Genomic DNA, 23898 nt, shown 5'->3' with positions numbered 1-23898 from the left:
CCCACCCGGCCTGCACCCGAGTCGTACCGCTCACGGACGCTCCCGCTCGTCCGACTGCGAATTCTTCACTCGAACGGTAATCGGAACGAACGACGCGGGGCGGGCATCCTGCAGTTTCGTGTCGATCGACACGTCCGCGACCTCTGCCGGGTCCGAGGGGATGCCGGCACTGCCGGGTCCGGATTCGGCCGCGGCCTCGGGTGACGGCGACTCGGTGGGTGCCTGCGTCGCAGAATGTGGAGCCCCGGAGGTCGTGTGATCTGCGAGCAACCGACGCAACAGCGCGATCACCACGGCGCTCTCGGAGGCCACGAGCTCGACCAGATCGTGGCGCTCACCGCGCACCAGGGCCGCGAGCGCGCAGACCGGGCACCAACTGCATCCCTGTTGGTCACGATCCTGCTGCGTCTCGGCGACCCGGCGCAGGATCGGCTCGAGTCGCGTCAGCACGGTGTCCGCCAGGGCCAGCAGGTCCGCCCCCAGCTCGGAATGGTCCGAGGTCATCGAATCACCCCGGCCGTCGGGGTCGTAGAGGTCGTCGAAGTCACAGTGGCCACACGTCGGGGTTCGGGCGAAAACGCACAACGAGGAACGGTCCTTCGAGTTCGGCGGAGTCGGCGATGCACCGACGCAGCACCGACGCCAATGTGATGCGCCTTCGCCTCCCGTCGGCACTGACTATCAAGTCGTCCTCCACTCGCCCCAAGCCCAAGGTCGTCGAATCCGCCACCGGCAGCAGCATTCTCATCGCGTACACGGATTCGAGTCCGGTACCCGACTCGAGCACCACCGAAGGCTGCTCACCCCAGCCCGGCGCGCGCCGTTCGAGGGAGTCCGGTTCGAGGCGATCGGCCACATCTTGCAAGGGCCCCAACCCTACCGGTTCACCGGGAGCGTGCTCCACCTCCACGATCGGTACCGTACCGACGCGTCGACGCAGCTCGGCGACCGCGTCGAGCTGCGTCGCCCGCCACCTCTCGAACCAGAACACCGCCGGGTGAGCGCCCACGAGACCGATCGACGACGCGGTGAGCTTCGGCAGGATTCTGTTGACCAGAACACGATCGATTCTGATGCCGAGCAGAGCAGCCGCCGACAGTGTTCTCTCCGCGTCGACGACCGACAGCTGTTCGGCGGTGACGACGACGGTCGCCCCGGTACGAGCGGAGTCGGTGATCAGGGACCGGACGGAGCCGACCTGAGCGAGGATTCGCTCGATCATCGCCACCACGAGGGTCAGACGTACATCGGAGCCGGTGCCCGAGACCATCCGAGCATGCAGGGGCCAGATCCGCTCGACGTACGCGGCGACGGTATCGGGCAGCTGCAGCGTCCGCAGGGCATCCGCGGATGCGGGAAGATCGACTATCACTGTGTCCCAGCGATTCTCGTCGGCGAGACGGACGATCTCGTGCATGCCGAGCAGCTCTTCGACTCCGGGAAGACCGAGCAGCTCCTCCGGTTCGATCGCCCCGAAACTCACCCCGTGCTCGTGTCCCGCGGACGCCACGGCCATCAGCGAGCCCAGCCCCCGGTACCGCGCTTCGAGCAACGCCAACGTATCGATCTCGACGATGTCGAGACCAGGAGCGATCGAACGAACACCGGACGAATCCTCGGCCTCTGCGTCCCCCGCGAATGCGTCGGCGAGCGAGTGCGCCTGGTCGACGGAGGCGATCAGCACCCGTTCACCGGCCTGAGCCAGTCGCAGACCCGACGCAGCCGCCAACGTCGTCTTACCCGCGCCACCTTTGCCGAGGAACAGCAACACCGTGGTGCGGGCTTCGGTGCGAGCGTCGGTCAGCCTTCGACCCGCTTCTTCAATTCCTTGAGCGCGGTGTCGGTGATGACCTTTTCTGCTTTGCGCTTGAACAGACCGATCATCGGAATGTTCAGATCGACGGTGAGCTCGTACGTCACGTCGGTGCCGCCGCCGGTCTCCTTCAACGTGTACGAGCCGTTCTGAGACTTCTGCATCTCACCGGACACGAGATTCCACGAGACCGAACTGCCGTCCGCCGCCCAGTCGTACTCGAGTTCGTAGGTGTCCTTGACCATTCCCGCATCGAGCACGAACTTGACGCGCTTACCACGGCCGTCCTCGTCGACCTCGAGGACCTCGACGGATTTCGCGGCCGACACCCACGTGGGGTACGCGTCGAAATCGGCGATGACGTCCATGACCCGACTCGGTGGGGCTTCGACGACGATCGACCTCTGGGTTTTCTCCGCCATGACTACTGGTCCGCTTCCTCTCGGGTACTTCGATCAGCTCGGGTACTTCGATCAGCTCGGTTCGCTTCGGTGCCGTCGAACTCGCGCAGGCCTATCTCACACGATCGATCCGCCGCCGCACAACGCGAACCGGCCGACCGTACCGCGCGGTTCATTCACGAGCCGAAGTCGACGCTACGTGGTGGGGTGCCTCACCTGCAGACCGACCGGCCTCGAGCTCTCGTTTGAGCTCGAACGTCATCGCGCGTCCGGCCACCCGACGGGCATGCTGGTGCGCCGCGACGTCGGTGCCTGCGGCAGGTTCGGCATGCAGGAAGTAATGCACGATCACACCGTCGAGCGCAGGCTCGAGCCACAGTTCCATCGTTCCGACCACACCACCACGCACCGCCCAGCGGATCCCCTTCTCGCCCCGGTCCTCGGTGATGGTCAGGTTCAGATCCGGCCACCATCGACGCCACCGAGCGGGCGATGCGAACGCATGCGCAACCCGCTCGCCCGAGGCGGCCACGAACGTCTGATCCGCAACTTGAATACTGCTCATCGACAGAGCTTCACACATCGGTTCCCCGGCCGTGCGCGTCCCCTCTTCCCTGGTCGTTCCTGCAGGCTCCACTCCCCTCTTTCCGGGTCGTTCCTGCGGGCTCCACTCCCCTGTTCTCGGGACGTTCCTGCAGGCTCCACTCCCCTGTTCCCGGGTCGTTCCTGCAGGCTCCACTCCGGGCGCATTTCGATGCCGCGAGCCCGGGTCTAGAGTATCTGTGAAGCCGAGCTATCGACTTTCGTTCTCCCCGTTCTATCCGGAGGTAATCCCGTGCGCGAGTTCACCGTCGCCGCAAAATACGACATCGCGGACACCGACTCGGCTGTCGACACCGTCTTCGTCCGCGCCCGTAACTCACCGGACGCGACAGTGTTCCGCCGCCAGGTCGATGGGCAGTGGCTCGACGTCACCGCCGCCGAGTTCGAACAACTGGTGGTCGGAGTGGCACAGGGCCTCATCGCCGCCGGCATCGAGCAGGGCGATCGCGTCGCCCTGATGTCGTCGACGCGATTCGAGTGGTCGGTTCTCGACTACGCGATCTGGGCCGCAGGCGGTGTCACGGTGCCGATCTACGAGACCTCCTCCGCCGGGCAGGTGGAATGGATCCTCGAAGACGCCGAGCCCGTCCTGCTGATACTCGAGAACGACGCACACGTGCGGGAAACGAAAACCGTTGTGGCAGCTGCGCCGTCGGTGCGGCAGACGTTCGTGATCGAGAACTCCGCCGGGTCCGACGCCGTGCAGGCCCTGACCGACGGCGGATCCGAGTTCACCGAAGATCAGGTACATCAACGTGTTTCGACTCTCGCCTCGTCCGACCCGGCCACATTGATCTACACCTCCGGAACCACCGGTCGTCCCAAGGGCGTCCAACTGACCCATGCCAATCTGCTCGCCGAATCACTCGGCATTCGCGAGACCTCGCTGAAATCACTGATGAGGCAGGGCCGCAGCACCCTGATGTTCCTGCCGCTCGCGCATGTCCTCGCCCGCGCAGTGAGCATCGCGTCGTTCGATGCCGGAGTCACGCTCGGCCACACCAACGACATCCCGAACCTCGTCGCGACGTTCGGCACGTTCCAACCGGACTTCATCCTCTCGGTGCCTCGAGTGTTCGAGAAGGTGTTCAACACCGCCAAACAGAAGGCGCACGCCGACGGCAAAGGCAAGATCTTCGACCTCGCCACCGAATGCGCAGTGGCGTGGAGTGAGGCGCAGGACACCGGTGGACCGGGAATCGTGTTGCGCGCCAAGCACACCGTGTTCGACAAGTTGGTCTACGGCAAACTGCGGGCAGCGCTCGGCGGTAAGTGCGAGCTCGCGATCTCCGGCGGAGCGCCTCTCGGTTCCCGTCTCGGCCACTTCTACCGGGGCATCGGCGTGACGATCTACGAGGGCTACGGCCTGACCGAAACCACCGCGGCGTTCGCGGTCAACACCATCGGCTTCCAACGCGTCGGCAGCGTCGGGCGTCCACTGCCCGGCAACACCGTGCGCATCGCCGAGGACGGCGAGATCCAACTCCGCGGACCGGTCGTGTTCGACGGCTACTGGCGCAACGAGGTCGCGACCGCCGAGTCGCTGGACGACGGCTGGTTCCGCACCGGAGACCTCGGTTCGGTCGACGAAGACGGGTACATCACGATCTCGGGTCGCAAGAAGGAACTGATCGTCACCGCCGGAGGCAAGAACGTCTCACCGGCCGGACTGGAAGACCAATTGCGGGCGGGTGCGCTGATCAGCCAGGCCGTCGTCGTCGGCGATCAGAAGCCCTTCATCGGTGCGCTCATCACCCTCGATCCGGATGCGTTCGATCGCTGGAAGTCCTCCCACGGCAAGGCCGCCGACGCCACCGCAGCCGATCTGCAGACCGACCCCGAACTCGTCGCGGAGATCGACGCCGCCGTTGCCGACGCGAACAAGTCCGTCTCACATGCGGAGTCGATCAAGAAGTATCGACTCCTCCCCCACGACTTCTCGGAGGAGAGCGGTGAGCTGACTCCCACCATGAAGCTCAAGCGCAACGTCATCACCGCCGCCTACGCCGACGAGATCGAATCGATCTACGCCCGGTAGGTGCACCGCATCGCGATGACGCGCGTCAGATCAGTGACCGCAGCTTCTCGGTCAGCACGTCCCAGCGCCATTCCGCGTCCACCCACGCGCGGCCGGCATTGCCCATCTGCGTTGCCAGCGTGCGATCGGACAGGATTCGCACGATCGCGTCCGTGATCTCCGAGACCGACGTCCCGTCGACGACGACACCGGTCTTGTTGTGCTGCACCGCTTCCGGCGCACCCCCGGACATGCCCGCGACGACCGGTACGCCGCAGGACGACGCTTCGAGGTAGACGATGCCGAGACCTTCGACATCGAGACCGGCACCTCGGGTGCGGCTCGGCATCGCGAACACGTCGGCGATGGTGTGGTGGGCGGCGAGCTCCGCCGACGGCACGGTGCCGGTGAACACCACGTGTTGCTCCATTCCGGTGGATCGAACGAGCTCGCGCAGGGTCTTCTCGTAGGGTCCGCCGCCGACGATGACCAGGACCGCTCCGTCGACGGCCCGGCGGATCCCCGGAAGCGCACGGATCAGGAAATCCTGCCCTTTGCGCGGAACGAGCCGGGACAGGCACAGAACGGTGGGGCGATCACCGAGGCCGTAGCGCGCGCGAAGGTCCGTTCGCGCCGCGTCGTCGGGCACGAAGCGATCGGTGTCGACACCGGGCGGTAGGTGTTCGAGGGCGGCAGTCCGCCCGAACGCCGAGCTGAAGCGCCCCCGGGTGTACTTGCTGACGTAGGTCACCACGTCGGTGTTCTCGCCGATCGTGCGCAGGGTCGCACGCCCGCCCGGCACCATCGACCAACCGACCTCGTGACCGTGCGTACTGGCCACGATGCGATCGGCCCCGGCCTTGCGCAGGTACGACGACATCACCGCCAACGGAGCCGACGCACCGAACCACACGGAATCGCAGCCTCGGGACTTCAGGATTCGAGCTGCGCGACGCGCGACGAGCGGAGTCGGCAACATCAGGGTCGTCGGATGCCTGATCACCTCGAAAGGCTGCGCGGCATCGAACTTCTCGTGCGAGTCGCCCCGCCACCGCGGTGCGTACACCACCAGCTCGTCGGCCGGCAGTTGCGAGGCGAAGCTGTGGAGATAGGACTGAATACCACCCGGGCGAGGAGGAAAGTCGTTCGTCACGAGCAGAGTACGACGCATGGCGACAACCGTAGCGCCCCGTCTCAACCGGCCTGGCGAGCCACCCAGTCGCCCCACGAGGCGACGAACTGTGCGCGGCTCGTTCCCAACACCGACGCGAAGACAGAATCGGTGGAGCTGTCGGAGGCGAGCGACTCGTACAGGGTGCGCAGCCTCGACTCCCCGAATCTGTCGGCCACGAATGCGAACACCGACCACGCCGATTCGTAGGCCACACTCGATCTGGCCCCGCCTGCACCGAAGTCCTCGTTCTTCGGCAGCACCGTCGGCGGCCCGCCCGCCGCCACGATTGCCGCGAGAGTGGGGGCGACTTGCACGAACTCGGCACCGGAATTTCGATACCCGGAATAGTCGGCGAACCCTTCCGACACCCACAACTCGGTACCGTCGGACGTCTTCGCCCTCGCCGCCACGTGGGTCAACTCGTGGCGCAGAACCGAGCGCACGGTGAAGGGCGTCAACCGCGTCGCGGCGTCGGGACCGAACACCACCCGCTGACCCGTCGGACGGGAGCCGTCGCCCACCACCGCGTCGGACACCGTCACTGCGGCCACCTCGGTGGACGGCGCGGACCCCGTCAGTTCGGCGAACTCCTCCGCGGAGGACGCGACGAACACCAGCCCGTCGCGCGCCCAATCGTCCCCCCAGAAGTCGGTGACGGCCGCGGTTGCCGACGGAAGTTCGGCGGCCAGGCTCTCGACGAACTGCTCGCGGTCCGGATGCCCCATGACCACCGATGTCCCGGCTGCGGTGGGCACCGAGCGCACCTTCAAGGGCCCGAAATCCCACGGCCCACGCCAGGTGTGGCGTCGGTATTCGGTCAGGTCCGCGTCGTCGACCAGCCGCCAGCGACCGTCCCGCTCGGCTACCACCAATGAGACCGGCCGACGCGTCGGCGACGCGTCCGGCCCGGCGACCGCGTACTTCAGATACACCGCCGGTGCCCAGACGTCGGTCGAATCCAGCGCCTCGGCGATCTGCGGCGGCACCGGAGTTTCGGGCTCGTCACCCAACTCGTAGTCGAACTCGGAGAAGGGCACGCCCGGCACCACTGCGGCCCGGCGCACCTGCGCCTCCACGAAGTCGGGGGCGGCCAGAGGATCCACCGACTCCCGCAGTGCATCGAGATCGCCGGAGCGAACCGCACGGGCCCACTGGTCCAGGAGAACGGTCACCTCGGCGCGACGCTGCTGATCGTAGGTCGGTGGGTTTCCCTCGACTGTCGAGTCGGCAGTACCTGCGCTGGACGTGCTGTCGAATCGGTGAACAAGACCGACCGAGACAGCCACCGCGGCCACGAGCACGACGGCGAGCAACCGCACTCGTAGCGATCGGGCGAGAACACGCAATCCGGAGCGCCGGTTCGAGCCACTCATGCAGGCGTTCGTCGATCGTCGAGGCGCACCTCAGTATCGACGCGCCCCGTAGTACGGGAACGATGCCATCGACTGAACCTTCACAGGAACACCGAAGGTGGAGGCATGCAGCACGTTGCCGTTCCCGGCATAGATCCCGACGTGAGAGATGTCCGGGTAGAACAGGACGACGTCGCCCGGCTGCAGATCTTTCTGATCCACCGGCGTTCCGCCCGCTGCCTGCGCCTGACTCGACCGCGGCAATGTCTTGCCCACCTGCTTGTAGGCCCACACGACCAAACCGGAGCAGTCGAAGCCGTCCGGACCGGTGCCGCCCCAGACATACGGCTTGCCGATCTGCGTCAGGCCGGCCTGCAACGCACTGGCACCCGATCCCGGCGTCAGATTCTGCAGAATCGTGGTGGGATCGAATCCTTCGGGCAGGGCCGATCCGGCCAGAGCCAACTGCTCGGAGGACGAGAGCGCACTGTAGGCAGCCATGACCTCGGCTATCTGACCCTGCAGCTCACTCTGCTTGGCCTGAAGGTCGTCGCTGACGGCCTTGGCCTGTTCGGCCGCGACACGTGCCTGGTCGGCGGCCGTCGTTGCGGCCTGCTCGGCCGTCACGGCATCAGAGCTCGCCTGCTTGAATCGAGCGACCTGGTCGGCGGTATCGGCAGAGATCACGTCCAGTGCAGACATCTGGTCGAGCAACTGTTGCGGCGAATCGCTGACCATCACGGCGAACAGTCGATTGGTCCGCGCACCCTGGTAGTTGACGTTGGCGACCTTGTCCATGGCCGGTTTGAGCTGCGCCAACTGCGCCTGCGCTGCCTCCAGTGCGGCACGACTCCGGTCGACGGCGACCTGTGCGTCGAGTTGCTGCTGGTTCTTGGCGTCGAGATCGATCTGCGCGTTGTGCAGAGCTTCGTTGGTTTGCTCGGACTGGCGAGAGAGCTCGGCGAGTTCGGTCTGCGCGTCGGACGCCGAGTCGAATCCCGGCTGCGCGGTCGCCGTCGTCATCGGGACCACGACCATGCACGCGGTCAGTGCGACAGCAACCACCGAGTTGCGGGCCAGCCGCAACGCTCGGGTAGATCTCGATAGGGCCACGGAAAGCGACTCTCCGTCCTCACACGTGTTGCCTCGAGCGAGGCAACGGTTGGAAAAGTGGACCGAAACCGAACCATACCCATGCTCTTGCGGGCGCGGACGTGAACACGGCCCGAAATCGATGGGGATTCGAGGTGACAGGTCACAAAGTAAACATCGACCAGGTCTCGATCAGATTACGAACAAGGGGCTTCCCTGTCCACCGGACCGGCGTGTCGCGCGGCCGGTGTCCGGATACGACGACAGGGCCGAGCCGATGGACGGCTCGACCCTGTCGGTCGATCACAGCGGACGTCGCTCGCTCGAATCAGTAACGGCGAGCACCGTCGAACGGCATCGAGGCAAGCGGAGCAACCTTGACCGGCACGCCGGAGGTGGATGCATGCACGACATTGCCGTTGCCGACGTAGATACCCGAGTGCGAGCCGCCGTAGAACGACACGACGTCGCCGGGAACCAGGCTGTCGCGCGAGACCGGAGTGCCCGCGGCCGCCTGGTCGTAGCTGGTACGGGGCAGGCTGATGCCGGCCTGCTTGTACGCCCACTGGACGAGGCCCGAGCAGTCGAACGAATCCGGACCCGAAGCGCCGTACACGTACGGTGCTCCGATCTTGGACTCAGCGGCCTGAACGGCCTTTGCTGCCGGGGTGACCTGGGGTGCCAACGGCGCACCCGGTGCAGGCACACCCGGGATGTTGAGGGGAGGGAGGCCCGGGATGTCAGGAATCTCGAAGGTTCCGACGCCGGGAATGGTGAGGGGGGCCGCCATTGCGGGTGCAGCGGGAAGGATGACCACGCCTGCAGTGAGCGCTCCGGCTACGAGGACTCGCCGCAATGATCGGTTGGAAAGTTGTGACGCCACGAAAGATGGTGCTCCGTTTCTTCCTATCGTCCGCCGACCGAGTTAGCTGACGGGTTCGGGCTGGGAAGAGCAGCCCTACCCACCGGCCACCGTGTGGTGGCTCAGCGGGATTCACCCCAGTAGATATCGGGTTCCCGGTACGAACACTCTCGCGAGTGAACGATTAGGCGGTGACTTGCGACGCCACTCCGGTTTGGACTGGCGAGACTCCGCAAGGTCTCAGGAAGGTTACGAAATGGCATACCCCCGTGTCGACCCCAACTCGCCGAGGCGAGCGGATTCGGCTCGATTCTCACTAGCCGGCGCGCTGATCCCCCGGTGTGTCACGAGTCGATAACAAAGGAACCTCGGCGGTGTCGTCATCGTTCACAACGAGCTTGAGTGCGGGCACGAGGCCGACATCGGCGAGCACACCCATGGCACCGAGTTCTTCCTGCTCGAGCGTGATACGAGACGGCGGCCCGACCCACCGGCCGTCCGATCTCGAGGGCATCCCCGGAGCCCCCAGAAGCACCGTCACGACGCAGTCCGCGCAGGCGATGTCACGGACCAGGCAGTCACTGCAGTCGATGATCATTGTGATCCTTGTCTCTTTGCGGTTTCCGGCGGCCGAATCGGCCGACGAAGCGAAAGATAGCGACGGGCACCGACAGGTTTCGTGACACGGCGACGTTCGACGGCACCATGAACGTTCTTGTCGGGGGTCGGCCCTAACGTCGTCGCGGTGAGCCTGCCCATCCAGCTGACGTTCGACGAACTCGATACCCCGCTGCACGAGACCACGTTCGTCGTCGTCGACCTCGAGACCACCGGCGGGAGCGCGGATACCGAGGCCATCACCGAAATCGGGGCGGTCAAGGTACGAGGCGGCGAAATTCTCGGCGAATTCGCCACCCTGATCGACCCGGGCAGATCCATCCCGCCGTACATCGTGGAACTGACCGGCATCACATCGGCGATGCTCATCGGCGCGCCGCGCATCGAACGGGTTCTTCCCGGTTTCCTCGAGTTCGCACGCGGTTCGGTGCTGGTGGCGCACAACGCCGGCTTCGACACGGGATTCCTCAGAGCCGCCGCCAGTCGTCTCGACATCGCATGGCCGCGGTTCCAGGTGCTGTGCACGGTCAAGCTGGCTCGACGAGTTCTGACGCGCGACGAGGCACCTTCGGTGAAGCTGTCGGCGCTCTCCACACTGTTCCGATCCGGTACCAGGCCCACCCACCGCGCGCTCGACGACGCCCGAGCGACCGTCGACGTTCTGCACGGACTCATCGAACGGGTGGGCAATCAGGGGGTTCACAGCTACGCCGAGTTGGTCGACTACCTACCCGCAGTGTCGGCCGGCCAGCGCGCCAAACGCGGGCTGGCTGCTCACCTTCCCGGTACGCCCGGCGTCTATCTGTTCCGCGGCCCGTCCGACGAGGTGCTGTACGTCGGTACGTCCAACAACCTCAAGCGGCGTGTGCGCAACTACTTCACCGGTTCGGAGACGAGAGGCCGGATGAAGGAGATGGTCGCACTGGCGACTCGCGTCGACCACGTCGAGTGTGCGCACGCGCTCGAAGCCGGGGTCCGCGAGTTACGTCTGCTCTCGGCGCACGTCCCGCCGTACAACCGCCGCTCGAAGTTCCCCAGGAAGGGGTGGTGGATCACCCTGACCGACGAGGCGTTCCCCCGCCTGTCGATCGTCCGCACACCGACACCGAACAGTCTCGGACCGTTCTCGGTTCGCGGCGACGCCGCAGAGGCCGCTGCGCTCGTCGCCGAGTTCTGCCGCCTGCGAACCTGCACTCGCCGACTCGCGCGCTCGGTTCGACACGGCGACCAGTGCCCGGCAACAGACGTCGGAGGCTGCCCTGCGGCACTGTGCGGCCCGTTGACGGCCGACGAGTACTCGGATGCCCCGAGGCAGTTTCTCGCGCTCGTGTGCGGTCAGGACGATGCCGTGCTGTACTCCATGCGCCGCCGCGTCGCCGAGCTCGCGGACAAGGAGCTGTTCGAGACGGCCGCTCGTCTGCGTGATCGAATCGCGATCACCGTCGATGCACTACGCAGGATGCACCGATCGGCGGCGGTGGCCGCCATTGCCGAACTCGTTGCGGCGAAACGAACGGCCGACGGCGGGTGGGAGTTGATCGTGGTGCGCTTCGGCCGTCTGGCCGGCGCTGCCGTCGCACCGCGCGGAGTGCATCCGATGCCTGTCGTCGATGCCATCACCGCGTCGGCCGAAACGGTGCTGCCCGATACGACGCCGCTTCGCGGTGCGCCGCCGGAAGAAGTGGGACTGATCGCGGCGTGGTTGCGCACGGACGGAGTCCGGATCGTGCGCACGAGCAGCGGGTACTGCAGCCCGGCACGGTCGGCGGGTTCGTGGGAGTCGTGGTGTCGGACGGCGAGAGAAGCAGCGAGGGCAGGAGTGGAGCCTGCGGAACGACCGTTCGGGGCAGGAGTGGAGCCTGCGGAACGACAAGTGTGGGCAGGAGTGGAGCCTGCGGAACGGCTCTCGGGATATGGCAGCCATTAGGGTTTGGGGGTAGCTCGCGTCGGACACCGAGCTCGAGATGCTGGAGGAGCACAGATGATCAATGCCATCGTCTTGATCGACGCCGAGGCCGATCTGATTCCGGAGGCGGCGCAGGCCGTCGCCGATGTCGACGGGGTGTCGGAGGTCTATTCGTGTGCTGGGGATGTCGATTTGATCGCCATCGTCAAGGTTCGCGATCATGCTTCGATCGCGGAGGTGATCACCAAGCACATCAATCGAGTGAGGGGTGTGCGCAGCACCACCACTCACATTGCGTTCCAGTCCTATTCGAGTGCCGATGTCGATGCGGGGTTCTCGATAGGCGAATAGGCGCGTTCGGTGTCAGTCGGCGAGTTCGGTGGTGCATCGACCCCAGTCGGCGAGTAGCTGTGCTGCCGCGCCTGAATCGACTGTCTTTGCGGCGGTGACCAATCCGGCTTCGATCCGGGCGTGGAGGTCGTCGGACACGCCGTGGTGCGCTGCCAGTGCTGCGGCAGCGTTGAGCAGTACCGCGTCGCGGACGGGGCCGTGTTCACCGGCGAACACTCGGTGCGCCACGGCCGCGTTGAATTCTGCGTCTCCGCCTCTGAGTGCGTCGATGGGCGCTCGGGGGATTCCGTAGTCGACCGGGTCGATCGTCTCGACCGTGACGGCCCCGTCGGACACCACGTGCACGGTGGTCGTGGTGGACAGGGTGATCTCGTCGAGGCCGTCGTCACCGCGCACGACGAGCACCGAACTGCCGCGTTGGGCGAATACGCCCGCGACGACGGGGACAAGATTCTCGAAGGCGCAGCCGATCAGTCCGGCGCGGGGGCGGCCGGGGTTGGTCAGCGGGCCCAGCACATTGAACGCCGTCGGGATCCCGATCTCCTTGCGAGCGGGACCGGAGAAACGCAGCGCGGGGTGATGGATCGGGGCGAAGCAGAACCCGATACCGACCTGCTCGACGCTCGACGCGACTCCGGCAGCGCCCAGGTTCACGTGCACTCCCAGCGCTTCGAGCACATCGGTCGTTCCGCTCTTGGACGACGCTGCGCGGTTGCCGTGTTTGACCACTCGTACACCACTGGCGGCGACGACGATGGCGGCCATCGTGGAGATGTTCACGGTGTCTGCTCCGTCACCGCCGGTTCCGACGACGTCGACGGCGTCACGGTCGGTCTCGACGAGAAGGGCGTGCGAGAGCATCGACTCGGCGAGACCTTCCAGTTCCGCAGGCGTCGGGCCCTTCATCTTCAGCGCCACCCCGAAGGCGGCGATCTGCGCGGCTGTGGCGTTGTCGGACATGATCTCGTCCATCACCCAACCGGTGTCGGCGCTCGACAGGTCGGAGTACGTGGTCAACGCTCCGAGAATTCGACGCCACGTTCGCGGCTGCTCGTCACTGGTCGGTGCGGTCATGGTGGTTGTGCCGTGCCCTTCTGCCGTCGATGCCCGTACGGTGCGGTGGAAGCTTAGCCAGACGCTGCCCCGGGCTGCGCAGGCTGCAGTGCGTCCCACCCGAGTACCGCTCCCCCTCGTCGCTGGGCGAGCCCGGCCATGCGAGAACGCTCCTGTGAGCAGTGCAAGGCGTCGAGCACCTGAACACGTTGCAGTACCAGAGGCACGCCGTCGTCGACCCGAGGGCGGTAACCGGAGCTCTCCGGTAGATCGACGACCGGTCCCACCTCGTAGCCGTCCTGAGCCGCGACCGCCGCAGCGTCCTCGACTTGGTCCGAGGGCAACACCAGATGATGCCGGAGCACCACGTCCGCCGATTCCGTCCACACCGGCTGGGTCCTCGCTGCTTCGTCGAGCACGGCCGAACACGCCTGTGCATCGTCGAAGCAACTCGCCACTGTCACGAGGTCGTCACGGGTGGGGTCCAGAGGTTCTGCCGTCGATCGCGAGAACAGTCTCCGAAACCATCCACCCTCGGTGCGCTTTGCCATGAGGCCAGCCTTGCACGACTGGACCCTACCGGCCCGTACAGGGGCTCTCACCAGCACGGGAACAAGGACGGACCCGGATTCGTTCCGACACGACGCGCCAAGAGCGGACCCGGATATGCCTTCCGTACTACGACGGGTCATACTTCTCTTTGTGACGAGCGCTGTAGGGACTCAAGGATCGGCAATCACCCAACGCGTGCACTCGCTGAACCGTCCCAATATGGTCAGCGTCGGCACGATCGTGTGGCTGTCGAGTGAACTCATGTTCTTCGCCGGACTGTTTGCGATGTACTTCGTCGCACGCGCCCAGGCGAATGGAATCTGGCCGCCCGAGCCGACGGAGCTGAACCTCGCTCTCGCTGTGCCGGTGACCGCGGTGCTGATCGCATCGTCGTTCACCTGCCAGCTGGGTGTGTTCGCCGCCGAGCGAGGTGACGTCTTCGGACTCCGCCGCTGGTACATCATCACTCTGATGATGGGCACGTTCTTCGTGGCCGGCCAGGCGTACGAGTACTACCACCTGGTGCACGAGGGCACGACGATCTCGAGCAGCGTGTACGGCTCGGTCTTCTACATCACGACCGGCTTCCACGGACTGCACGTGATCGGCGGACTCATCGCCTTCGTCTTCCTGATCACCAGAACGTTGGTCAGCAAGTTCACGCCAGCACAGGCCACCGCCGCCATCGTCGTTTCGTACTACTGGCACTTCGTCGACATCGTCTGGATTGCCCTCTTCGCAACGATCTACTTCATCCGCTAGTGACAGTCAGCACGCCAAAGATAACGAGCGAACGGATTCAGCCCCCGACGTTCGGTCCGTCCCGACACGACAAGGGATAGAAGATGAGTTCATCTCCCCCAGCAGCATCCGACGACAACGCCGCCTCCAAGACGAGACGGCAGCGTAAGACGCGCCGACGCATCACCGGTGCGCTCGTTCTGATGATGGGCCTTCTGAGCGCAGGATTCCTCGCCTCGGCTCTGACGCCGGCTCCGCAGGTCGCGACCGCCGATACCGATTCGGCAGCGCTGATCCGCGAGGGCAAGCAGCTCTACGACACGTCCTGCGTCACGTGCCACGGAGCCAACCTGCAGGGTGTTCAGGATCGCGGACCGAGCCTCATCGGCGTCGGCGAAGCGGCTGTCTACTTCCAGGTGTCGAGCGGCCGCATGCCTGCCGTCCGCAACGAGGCGCAGGCGCTGCGCAAGCCGCCGAAGTTCAACGACAAGCAGATCGACGCGCTGGGTGCCTACATCCAGGCCAACGGTGGCGGACCGACGGTCATCCTCGACGAGAACGGCGAGATCGCTCAGGAGTCACTGCGCGGCGACGACATCGGACGCGGAAGCGAGTTGTTCCGACTCAACTGCGCCTCCTGCCACAACTTCACGGGCCTCGGCGGAGCTCTCTCCTCGGGTAAGTTCGCACCCCCGCTCGGACCCGCGAACGAGCAGGAGATCTACACCGCGATGGTCACGGGTCCTCAGAACATGCCGAAGTTCTCCGATCGCCAGCTGACGCTGGAAGAGAAGTCCGACATCATCGCCTACATCAAGTCGTCCACCGAGACGCTGCCTGCAGGCGGATGGAGCATCGGCGGCTTCGGTCCCGGTACCGAGATGATCGCTATCTGGACGGTCGGCATCATCGCCGTCGTCGGAGCAACTTTGTGGATCGGAGCTAGATCATGACCGACGGCGATTCCGGCCGTAAGGACGCGAACAACGACGAATCCGGACGCAAGGATGCGCCCGGTGCCGAAGGCGTGAACGCGGACAAGAAGTACACCGACGAGGAACTCGCCGCACTCAGCCGCGACGACCTGGTCAAACTGGGCACCAACCTCGACGGTGTCGACGTCGCTTTCCGCCGCAACCGTTGGGCAGTGGAAGGGACCCGCGCCGAGAAGCGCGCCGAGCGCAGCGTCGCCATCTGGTTCTCGATCGCCGGTCTCGCTGCGGTCGCGTTCATCGGTATCTACCTGTTCTGGCCGTGGCAGTACGCCGGTATCGGCGAAGAGAACTACATTGCCTACTCGCTCTACACCCCGCTCATCGGCGCAACGATGGGTCTGGCGATCCTCGCGGTCGGTGTCGGCGCGGTGCAGTTCACCAAGAAGTTCATCCCCGAAGAGGTCTCCATCCAGGACCGTCACGACGGCGGTTCGTCGGAGACGGACCGCAAGACGCTGGTGGCGGAGCTGGGTGACTCCCTCGACACGTCGACCATCGGTCGTCGCAAGGTGATCAAGCGGTCGCTGGTCTTCGGTGGTGGCGCACTCGGTGTGATGGCGCTTCTCCCCCTGGGCGGCCTGATCAAGAACCCGTGGGCGAAGGGCGAAGATTCGCCGTTGTGGGTATCCGGCTGGACTCCTCGCTACGATGGAGAGACCATCTACCTCCGACGAGACACCGGGCGACCGGAAGATGTCGTTCTCGTTCGGCCCGAGGACTTGGACGCTGGTGCCATGGAGACCGTCTTCCCGTTCCGCGAAGCGGATCGCGAGAGCGAGCACGACCTGCTCGTATCCCTGCGTGGTGTTCGCAACTCGGTGATGCTCATCCGCCTTCGCCCGGACGCCGCCAGCAACGTCGTCAAGCGCAAGGGTCAAGAAAGCTTCAATTACGGCGATTACTTCGCCTACTCCAAGATCTGCACGCACCTGGGTTGCCCGACATCGTTGTACGAGCAGCAGACCAACCGAATTCTCTGCCCTTGCCACCAGTCGCAGTTCAACGCGCTCGAGTACGGCAAGCCGATCTTCGGACCGGCTGCGCGTGCGCTGCCCCAACTTCCCATCACTGTCAACGAAGAGGGATTCCTCGTCGCTTCGGGAGACTTCACCGAAGCACTGGGACCCGCCTTCTGGGAACGTCGTCCGGAGCGTGACTCATGAGTACATTGCAAAACCTCGCCGCCAAGCAGGCCGACGGCGTAGACAGTCGCTATCACCTGGCACCTGGGCTACGGCGCCAGATCAACAAGGTGTTCCCCACCCACTGGTCCTTCCTGCTCGGTGAGATCGCGCTGTACAGCTTCGTGATCTTGCTGATCTCGGGCGTGTTCCTCACCCTGTTCTTCGACCCCTCGCTCAGCGAGGTCGTGTACGACGGTGCGTACACCCCGCTCAACGGTGTGACGATGTCCAGGGCGTACGCAACGGCTCTCGACATCACGTTCGAGGTTCGTGGCGGTCTGTTCATGCGACAGATTCACCACTGGGCGGCTCTGATGTTCGCCGCCTCGATCATCGTGCACATGATGCGCATCTTCTTCACCGGCGCGTTCCGTCGCCCGCGTGAGGCCAACTGGGTCATCGGCTGCCTGTTGCTCATCCTCGCGATGTTCGAGGGCTTCTTCGGCTACTCGCTGCCCGACGATCTGCTCTCCGGCACCGGCCTCCGCGCCGCACTCGGTGGCATCACGATGAGCATCCCGATCATCGGTACGTGGATGCACTGGCTCATCTTCGACGGCGACTTCCCCGGCACGATCATCATCCCGCGCCTGTACGTCGCTCACGTTCTTCTGCTGCCGGCAATCATCCTGGCCCTGATCGCGGCCCACTTGGCTCTGGTCTGGTACCAGAAGCACACCCAGTTCCCCGGACCGGGCCGCACGGAACAGAACGTCGTCGGCGTTCGTATCCTCCCGGTCTTCGCAGTCAAGTCCGGTGCCTTCTTCGCCGTCACCTTCGGCATCCTGGCAGCAATGGGCGGACTGCTCCAGATCAACCCGATCTGGAATCTCGGACCGTACAACCCGTCGCAAGTGTCGGCCGGAGTGCAGCCCGACTTCTACCTGATGTGGACCGACGGCATGGCCCGTCTGTGGCCTGCCTGGGAGATATACATCGCTGGGCGTTACACCATCCCGGCAGTGTTCTGGGTGGCAGTGATCATGGGTCTCGTCTTCACCGTGATGATCGCCTACCCCTGGATCGAGAAGCGTCTCACCGGAGACACTGCGCATCACAACCTGTTGCAGCGTCCCCGCGACGTTCCGGTGCGTACCGCGATCGGCGCAATGGCTCTCACCTTCTACGTGATCCTCACGCTCTCGTGCATCAACGACCTCATCGCGTACAAGTTCGACATCTCGCTCAACGCAATGACGTGGATCGGTCGTATCGGAATTCTCACCATGCCTCCGCTCGCCTACTTCATCGCGTACCGATTCTGCATCGGATTGCAGCGCAGTGACCGGGCAGTTCTCGAGCACGGCATCGAAACCGGAATCATCAAGCGCCTCCCGCACGGCCAGTACGTGGAAGTCCACCAGCCGCTCGGACCGGTCGACGATCACGGACACCCGATCCCCCTCGACTACCAGGGCGCACCCGTACCGAAGAAGATGAACAAGCTCGGCTCGGCCGGAAAGCCTGGCTCGGGATCGCTGTTCAGTCCGGATCCGGTGGCACAGAGCAAGGCTCTCGAAGATGCCCTCCACAAGGGTGAACACGAACAGCTCACGATGCTCCGCAACTACCAGGCGGGCATTCACGGCAACGGCCACTCGAACGGGAACGGTCACTCGAACGGCAACGGTCACTCGAACGGCCATGCCAATGGCAATGGCCACGCGAACGGCAACGGCAATGGACTCCATTCGGACGAGGACGCTGCTATTGCTTCGGGCCGAAGTGACAACGACAGAGAACACTGACATCTGACAGAGTCCGAAAGAGGGCGACACCGGCAACGGTGTCGCCCTCTTTTCTTGTCTGCCGACACATGGACCCAAAACCTGGGCTCGCTGTCCTGAGCATGACGGCTGAGGATCCGCGAGAGTCCCGAGCGGCCCTCCCCTCCCCCACCGGCGGACGACCCACTCGCTGTATCGGCCGATCTCGGCTCGCGGGTTCTCGACGAACCGGTATTACTATCGGTCTCATGGTCCGCATTCCCCTCACCCCCGGCGAACTCGCCCGAGGTGCCAGGCTCGGCTCTGCGCTCCGTCTTGCCCGTGGTGGCCGAACCATGACCGATGTTGCCGACAAGGCCGGCATCTCGGTCGAAACTCTGAGGAAGATCGAGACCGGCCGGATTCCGACGCCGGCGTTCTTCACCGTCGCCGCATTGTGCGGTGCGCTGGACATCTCCCTCGACTCTCTTGCCGATTCGACGTCCTGTTCCGGTCGGACCCACTCGGAGGCCGACGTCTCCTGACTGTCCCCCGTGGTGCGCCTCCCGCTTACACCTCCCGAGTTCATAGCTCCGTCGACGTCACAGCCGCCGTGAGCCGAGCATCCGGACCGGCCTGTGCGTGTACAACAGACAAGGGCCCTGGTCGTTCGTGAGAACGACCAGGGCCCTTGTCGGGTGGAGCTGGTGGAGTCAGTGGCGCTCGGCACCTACGTGGTACTCGAAGACCAAACCTGCGGCCGCGGCGATGACACAGAAGACGCCCAGAGCGATGAGCCACGGCTGGAAAAAGGCGAAGCCGATGGCAGTGACGGCTGCAAAGGCTGCCAGCACGATCGGCCAGAAGCTGCCGGGGCTGAAGAATCCCAGGTCGCCTGCACCGTCGCTCACCTCGGCGTCGTCGAAGTCTTCCGGGCGCGTATCGAGGCGTCGGGCGACGAACCTGAAGTAGGTACCGATGATCAGGGTCAGACCCACCGACAGGAAGATCGCGGTGACTCCGGCCCACTCCACTCCTGTGCGGCTCAGGCCCGTGAACAACGTGTACACGATGCCGACCAGGAGGAAGAAGACAGTGAGGATTTCGAAGATCTTGGCTTCGATTTTCATATCAGCATGCTTCCTTGGTCAGTTGCCTTCAGCGACAGCGGCTGTTCGGAGGGTGCGGTCGGTAGAGAACGGCGAGGTGCTCGTTGCGAGGGGGCTTTCGCCGATGGCTTCTAGTGCCTGCGCATTGGTCAGCGCATCTCCGCCCTCGGACAGGGGCTTGCGCAGCTCGATGTACTGCTCGAACCGCTCCGGAGACACTGCACGAACCTCGAAGTTCATCATCGAGTGGAAGGTGCCGCACATCTCGGTGCACCGTCCGACGAAGGAGCCTTCGCGTTCGATCTCGCTGATCTGGAAGACGTTGTCGGAGTGGTTCTCCTCGGGGTTCGGGAGGACGTCGCGCTTGAACAGGAATTCCGGAACCCAGAATCCGTGGATGACGTCCGAGGACGCGAGCACGAACTCGATGCGCTTGCCGGTCGGCAGAACCAGAACCGGGATCTCGTCGCTGGATCCGACCGTTTCGATCTTGTTGTAGTGCAGGTACGACAGATCCTGCGTGGAAGCTCCGTTGATCGGTCCCGGAACGAATTCGCCGTCCTCGCTGCCCTCGGCACCTTCGCCCGGGGTTGCCGCGGCCTCGGCTGCAGCCTGCTCTTCCTCGTCGGTGCCCTCGTACTTGGCGGCACCGTCCTTGAGGTCGATGGTCCGGTATCCGAACTTCCAGTTCCACTGGTACGCCGTGACATCCACCTGGACATCGGGATCTGCCTGCTTCTCGTCGACGTAGTTCTGCACCACGACCGTGAAGTAGAACAGCACCGCGATGATCACGAACGGAACCGCCGTGTAGAACAGCTCGAGCGGAACGTTGTACGCCGTCTGGCGAGGGAACTCCGGTGAGCTCTTCTTCTTACGATGGAACAGCACCACCCAGAAGATGAGAACCCACACGATGATGCCCATGACCAGGGCTGCAATGACCGACCACGTCCACAGGTCGCCGATGCGTCGCCCCTGAGGGGTGACGCCCGAGGCGAAACCGAAATTGAGTACGTTGTCGCTGCTGATGGAACAGCCCGACAGCATCAACGCGGCTACACCGAGAAATGCTGTCAGCCCCGCTCGCCGAAGGATCCGACTCTGCGCCACGTTCACGCCTTCCTGATTGCCCACCACTGAAGAATAAGGGCTTCCACATGGAGATGCCCGAGTACTACGCAGCGTAGACCAAAGCCGGAGGAGAACCACCCTTGGGTCGTTACCTACGTCCGAGCGTGTCTGCGGCATACTCGGATCCTGATCTACAGTCCCGCTGACGACGCTCGCGGAGACCAGGACCCCTGCACTGTCCCCAACTGCGAGAAGAGGTAGCAGACGCCGTGTGTGGACTGCTCGGAGTACTCACGTCTCACGGAACGACCGCCGCCGGAGTCGAACTCGTCGCTTCGGCGACCCATTGCATGCGACACCGCGGCCCGGACGAGCCCGGTGGCACCTGGCACGACGACGACGTCGTCTACGGCTTCAATCGGTTGTCCTTCATCGACATCGAACACTCGCATCAGCCGATGCGTTGGGGTCCGCCGGAGTCGCCGAACCGGTATGCGCTCGTCTTCAACGGCGAGATCTACAACTATCTGGAACTGCGCGCAGAACTGGCACGCGACCACGGTGCCGAGTTCAGCACCGAGGGTGACAGCGAGTCCATCGTCGCAGCGTTTCACTACTGGGGTGCTGCCGCTGTGGAGCGGCTTCGGGGCATGTTCGCATTCGCCGTCTGGGACACCGAGACCCGTGAGATGTTCGTCGCTCGCGATCCCTTCGGCATCAAGCCGCTGTTCCTGGCCACCGGTCCGGGTGGCACCGCGTTCGGTAGTGAGAAGAAGAGCGTGCTCGAGCTGATGGAGTTGCTCGGTGTCGACACCGGTCTCGACCCGCGCGCCATCGAGCACTACACCGTTCTGCAGTACGTCCCCGAGCCCGAGACCCTGCACGCAGGCGTTCGGCGGCTCGAGTCCGGTTGCTACGCCACCCTGTCCCCCGGTACGACGCCGAAGATCACCCGCTACTTCACACCGAAGTTCCCGGTGCAGCCGTTCACGCCGGGCACCGAGAAGGCGCGGTACCAGGAAATCGCCGAGGCACTCGAAGATTCGGTGGCCAAACACATGCGCGCCGACGTCACCGTCGGCTCGTTCCTGTCCGGCGGCATCGATTCGACGGCCATCGCAGCTCTGGCGATTCGCCACAATCCCGACCTGATCACGTTCACCACCGGATTCGAGCGCGAGGGCTACTCCGAGGTCGACGTGGCGGCGGAGTCCGCGGCCGCCATCGGAGCGAAGCACATCGTGAAGGTCGTGGGGCCCGAAGAATTCGCGGCATCCATTCCCGAGATCGTCTGGTATCTGGACGATCCTGTGGCCGACCCCGCCTTGGTGCCGCTGTACTTCGTCGCCAAGGAAGCACGCAAGCACGTGAAGGTCGTGCTGTCCGGTGAAGGTGCGGACGAATTGTTCGGCGGATACACCATCTACCGCGAACCGCTGTCGTTGAAGCCGTTCGAGTCGCTGCCCGCCTTCCTTCGACGAGCGGCCGGCTCGTTGAGCGAGCGAATCCCCGAGGGCACGCGCGGCAAGAGCCTGCTCAACCGCGGATCGATGACCCTCGAAGAGCGGTACTACGGTAACGCTCGCAGTTTCAACGACGCGCAGTTGCGCTCGGTGTTGCGCGAGTTCCGGTCCGAATGGACCCACCAGGACGTCACCGCCCCGATCTACGCGCAGTCGCAGGGATGGGATCCGGTGGCTCGCATGCAGCATCTGGATCTGTTCACCTGGTTGCGTGGCGACATTCTGGTCAAGGCCGACAAGATCACCATGGCGAACTCACTCGAGTTGCGAGTCCCGTTCCTGGACTCCGAGGTCTACAAGGTTGCCGAGAAGCTCCCACTCGAGCAGAAGATCACCAAGAGCACCACCAAGTACGCTCTGCGTCAGGCGCTCGAGGGAATCGTTCCCGGTCATGTCCTGCACCGCGCCAAGCTGGGATTCCCGGTGCCACTGCGCCATTGGCTCCGCGGCACGGAACTCTTCGACTGGGCGCACCAGCAGATCGCCGACTCGCAGACCGATCACCTGCTGAACAAGGCAGCCGTCGTCGCAATGCTCGACGACCACCGCGCCGGCCGGTCCGATCACAGCCGTCGACTGTGGACCCTGCTGATCTTCATGGTGTGGCACGGAATCTTCGTGGAGAAACGCATCGTGCCGAAGATCGCCGAACCGGAGTACCCGGTCAACATCTGATCGAGGTCACCTCGCCGCCCCGATGGCTCGGGGCGGCGAGATCGGCATCAGACGGGGAGCAATGCCCCGATCTCCTCGCCCGCGTCGGCACCGTACGCCGCGGTCAGACGTTTGATCGCGTCGTCGCGATTGAGCTCCCACTCCTGAGTGCCGGTGGTCTCCAGCACCAGCACGGCCACGAGCGAACCGAGTTGCGCTGCGCGTTCGATACTGGCTCCGGCCATGTGTGCCGTGAGAAAACCTGCCCGGAAGCCATCGCCGACGCCGGTCGGGTCGACCTTGCTCGTCTCGGGCACGACGCCGATGTGGGTGTGTTCGCCGCCCTTGGCCACGATGTCGACGCCGCGCTTACCCAGGGTGGTGACACGTAGCTCCACCTTCGCAGCGATGTCCGCGTCGGACATGCCGGTCTTCTGCTTCAGCAGTGCCCATTCGTACTCGTTGGTGAACAGGTACGCGGCACCGTCGATCAAGTCGGTCGCCTGCGCTGCGTCGAGCCGGGCGAGCTGCTGCGACGGGTCGGCCGCGAACGGGATACCCGCAGCGCGGCACTGGGCCGTATGCGCTGTCATGGCGTCGGGGTCGTTCGCGCCGATCAGAACCAGGTCCATCTCGTGCTGCGCCGCGAGCGTCTCGATGGAAATATCACGGGCCTCGCTCATCGCTCCGGGGTAGAAGGACGCGATCTGCGCCATGTCCTCGTCCGTGGTGCAGACGAAGCGGGCGGTGTGCGCGGTAGCGGACACGCTCACACCACTGCAGTCGACGCCGTGCTCCTCGAGCCAGGTCCGGTATTCGGCGAAGTCCGGTCCCACGGCCCCGACGAGAAGAGGCGCACCGCCGAGAACTCCGAGTGCGTACGCGATGTTTCCGCCGACGCCTCCCTTGCGAATCACCAGATCGTCGACCAGGAAGCTCAGCGAGATGTTCGAGAGCTGGTCGGCGACTATCTGCTCGGCGAACCGTCCGGAGAATCGCATCAGATGGTCGGTCGCTATCGAGCCGGATACCGCGAGAGTCACGAAGGAGGGCCTTTCGGTTCTTGAGTGCTGGAGAGCTGCTGGGCAGACACGACTGTGACCGATACACGCACGCGT

At 64.7% G+C, this 23898-nt stretch carries 23 protein-coding genes and 1 riboswitch; of the genes, 9 read left to right on the top strand and 14 right to left on the bottom strand.

Annotation, left to right across the window (positions count from 1 at the left end):
* Positions 1–30: 30 nt before the first annotated feature.
* From CH276_RS11705 to CH276_RS11690, 4 genes are all read right to left on the bottom strand, one after another.
* Entirely contained in the window at positions 31–504 is a 474-nt protein-coding gene (locus tag CH276_RS11705) for a hypothetical protein (protein WP_094631673.1), read from the bottom strand.
* 40 nt (positions 505–544) lie between these two features.
* Positions 545–1771 carry an ArsA family ATPase gene (locus CH276_RS11700; RefSeq protein WP_094631672.1) on the bottom strand — a complete coding sequence of 409 codons (1227 nt, stop codon included), beginning with the start codon at positions 1769–1771 and terminating at the stop codon, positions 545–547.
* Between the two features lie 29 nt (positions 1772–1800).
* On the bottom strand, positions 1801–2235 hold the full coding sequence (locus tag CH276_RS11695) for an SRPBCC family protein (protein ID WP_032394401.1): 435 nt from the start codon (positions 2233–2235) through the stop codon (positions 1801–1803).
* 151 nt (positions 2236–2386) lie between these two features.
* Entirely contained in the window at positions 2387–2779 is a 393-nt protein-coding gene (locus tag CH276_RS11690; RefSeq protein ID WP_082073966.1) for a polyketide cyclase / dehydrase and lipid transport, read from the bottom strand.
* A gap of 270 nt (positions 2780–3049) precedes the next feature.
* Between CH276_RS11690 and CH276_RS11685 the strand changes: the two genes are divergently transcribed.
* Entirely contained in the window at positions 3050–4855 is a 1806-nt protein-coding gene (locus CH276_RS11685) for an AMP-dependent synthetase/ligase (protein ID WP_094631671.1), read from the top strand.
* Between the two features lie 25 nt (positions 4856–4880).
* Here the strand turns inward: CH276_RS11685 and CH276_RS11680 are convergent, their stop codons facing one another.
* The 5 genes from CH276_RS11680 to CH276_RS11660 form a co-directional block, all read right to left on the bottom strand.
* Positions 4881–6005, bottom strand: coding sequence for a glycosyltransferase family 4 protein (locus CH276_RS11680; RefSeq protein WP_094631670.1), 1125 nt, complete (start codon positions 6003–6005; stop codon positions 4881–4883).
* Between the two features lie 23 nt (positions 6006–6028).
* A complete protein-coding gene (locus CH276_RS11675) occupies positions 6029–7381 on the bottom strand; it encodes a hypothetical protein (RefSeq protein ID WP_094631669.1) in 1353 nt (450 codons plus the stop codon).
* Positions 7382–7411: 30 nt separating this feature from the next.
* Positions 7412–8398 carry an NlpC/P60 family protein gene (locus tag CH276_RS11670; RefSeq protein ID WP_217901427.1) on the bottom strand — a complete coding sequence of 329 codons (987 nt, stop codon included), beginning with the start codon at positions 8396–8398 and terminating at the stop codon, positions 7412–7414.
* A 382-nt stretch (positions 8399–8780) separates the two neighbouring features.
* Positions 8781–9335, bottom strand: coding sequence for a C40 family peptidase (locus tag CH276_RS11665; protein WP_032394406.1), 555 nt, complete (start codon positions 9333–9335; stop codon positions 8781–8783).
* Between the two features lie 16 nt (positions 9336–9351).
* A riboswitch (cyclic di-AMP (ydaO/yuaA leader) is annotated at positions 9352–9515 on the bottom strand.
* A 115-nt stretch (positions 9516–9630) separates the two neighbouring features.
* Complete coding sequence (locus CH276_RS11660) at positions 9631–9912, bottom strand: hypothetical protein (RefSeq protein ID WP_032394407.1); 282 nt, start codon at positions 9910–9912, stop codon at positions 9631–9633.
* A 147-nt stretch (positions 9913–10059) separates the two neighbouring features.
* On the opposite strand from CH276_RS11660, the gene CH276_RS11655 reads away from it, so the two are divergent.
* The gene (locus CH276_RS11655; RefSeq protein WP_094631714.1) at positions 10060–11859 is read left to right on the top strand and encodes a DEDD exonuclease domain-containing protein; all 1800 of its coding nucleotides are present in this window, start codon (positions 10060–10062) and stop codon (positions 11857–11859) included.
* A gap of 54 nt (positions 11860–11913) precedes the next feature.
* Positions 11914–12189 carry an Lrp/AsnC family transcriptional regulator gene (locus tag CH276_RS11650; RefSeq protein ID WP_027497377.1) on the top strand — a complete coding sequence of 92 codons (276 nt, stop codon included), beginning with the start codon at positions 11914–11916 and terminating at the stop codon, positions 12187–12189.
* A 12-nt stretch (positions 12190–12201) separates the two neighbouring features.
* On the opposite strand, the gene trpD is transcribed toward CH276_RS11650, so the two are convergent.
* Positions 12202–13263: an anthranilate phosphoribosyltransferase gene (trpD, locus tag CH276_RS11645; RefSeq protein WP_094631668.1), complete on the bottom strand. Its 1062-nt coding sequence runs from the start codon at positions 13261–13263 to the stop codon at positions 12202–12204.
* A 53-nt stretch (positions 13264–13316) separates the two neighbouring features.
* Positions 13317–13793: a hypothetical protein gene (locus CH276_RS11640; RefSeq protein ID WP_094631667.1), complete on the bottom strand. Its 477-nt coding sequence runs from the start codon at positions 13791–13793 to the stop codon at positions 13317–13319.
* A 151-nt stretch (positions 13794–13944) separates the two neighbouring features.
* Here CH276_RS11640 and ctaE point away from each other — a divergent pair, with 151 nt between their 5' ends.
* The 5 genes from ctaE (at position 13945) to CH276_RS11615 (ending at position 18965) form a co-directional block, all read left to right on the top strand.
* Positions 13945–14556 carry an aa3-type cytochrome oxidase subunit III gene (ctaE, locus tag CH276_RS11635; protein ID WP_032394410.1) on the top strand — a complete coding sequence of 204 codons (612 nt, stop codon included), beginning with the start codon at positions 13945–13947 and terminating at the stop codon, positions 14554–14556.
* 83 nt (positions 14557–14639) lie between these two features.
* Positions 14640–15488, top strand: coding sequence for a cytochrome bc1 complex diheme cytochrome c subunit (qcrC, locus tag CH276_RS11630; protein ID WP_032394411.1), 849 nt, complete (start codon positions 14640–14642; stop codon positions 15486–15488).
* Complete coding sequence (gene qcrA, locus CH276_RS11625; protein ID WP_230596647.1) at positions 15485–16693, top strand: cytochrome bc1 complex Rieske iron-sulfur subunit; 1209 nt, start codon at positions 15485–15487, stop codon at positions 16691–16693. The genes qcrC and qcrA overlap by 4 nt, the downstream gene beginning before the upstream one ends.
* A complete protein-coding gene (gene qcrB, locus CH276_RS11620; RefSeq protein ID WP_094631666.1) occupies positions 16690–18462 on the top strand; it encodes a cytochrome bc1 complex cytochrome b subunit in 1773 nt (590 codons plus the stop codon). The genes qcrA and qcrB overlap by 4 nt, the downstream gene beginning before the upstream one ends.
* A gap of 227 nt (positions 18463–18689) precedes the next feature.
* A complete protein-coding gene (locus CH276_RS11615) occupies positions 18690–18965 on the top strand; it encodes a helix-turn-helix domain-containing protein (protein WP_094631665.1) in 276 nt (91 codons plus the stop codon).
* A 168-nt stretch (positions 18966–19133) separates the two neighbouring features.
* Here CH276_RS11615 and CH276_RS11610 read toward each other — a convergent pair whose 3' ends face one another.
* Both CH276_RS11610 and ctaC read right to left on the bottom strand, forming a co-directional pair.
* A complete protein-coding gene (locus tag CH276_RS11610) occupies positions 19134–19550 on the bottom strand; it encodes a cytochrome c oxidase subunit 4 (protein WP_032394414.1) in 417 nt (138 codons plus the stop codon).
* A gap of 18 nt (positions 19551–19568) precedes the next feature.
* Positions 19569–20648, bottom strand: a complete 1080-nt coding sequence (gene ctaC, locus CH276_RS11605; RefSeq protein ID WP_032394712.1) for an aa3-type cytochrome oxidase subunit II — start codon at positions 20646–20648, stop codon at positions 19569–19571.
* Between the two features lie 224 nt (positions 20649–20872).
* Between ctaC and asnB the strand changes: the two genes are divergently transcribed.
* Positions 20873–22801 (top strand): asparagine synthase (glutamine-hydrolyzing), encoded by a 1929-nt coding sequence (asnB, locus tag CH276_RS11600; RefSeq protein WP_094631664.1) that lies wholly within the window; start codon positions 20873–20875, stop codon positions 22799–22801.
* A gap of 47 nt (positions 22802–22848) precedes the next feature.
* On the opposite strand, the gene CH276_RS11595 is transcribed toward asnB, so the two are convergent.
* A complete protein-coding gene (locus CH276_RS11595; RefSeq protein ID WP_032394416.1) occupies positions 22849–23823 on the bottom strand; it encodes a carbohydrate kinase family protein in 975 nt (324 codons plus the stop codon).
* Positions 23824–23898 lie beyond the last annotated feature (75 nt).

This window comes from Rhodococcus sp. 06-470-2, from assembly GCF_002258235.1.
GTDB lineage: Bacteria > Actinomycetota > Actinomycetes > Mycobacteriales > Mycobacteriaceae > Rhodococcoides.
Note: the sequence above shows the minus strand (reverse complement) of the source record. Positions and strands in the feature narration are given on the sequence as shown.